1 pseudogene is annotated in these 257 nt (G+C 78.6%); it reads right to left on the reverse strand.

Annotation, left to right across the window (positions count from 1 at the left end):
* Positions 1–257 (reverse strand): annotated as a pseudogene (locus tag KVT14_RS20605) (PLP-dependent transferase); the annotation flags it as partial.

Consider the following 257-nt stretch of genomic DNA (forward strand, 5'->3'; position numbering starts at 1 on the left):
AGGCCGCCCGCCGTGTGCCCGACGCCCCACGGGCCGAAGACCCGGGCGATCAGGCGGTAGGTGCCGCCGTACGCGTCGTCCGCCATCACGACGTGGTCGCCGGGGCGCAGCACGGCGCGCAGCAGCGTGTCCCCCGCCGCGAGGCCGGACGAGAACGCGAAGCCCGCGCCGCCGCCCTCCGCCGACCGCAGCGCCTCCTACAGCGCCGCGCGGGTCGGGTTGCCGGAGCGCGAGTACTCGTAGCCGCCGCGCAGCCC

Origin of the sequence: Cellulomonas sp. GbtcB1 (genome assembly GCF_019091725.1) — a bacterium.
In the GTDB taxonomy this organism is placed as follows: Bacteria; Actinomycetota; Actinomycetes; order Actinomycetales; family Cellulomonadaceae; genus Cellulomonas.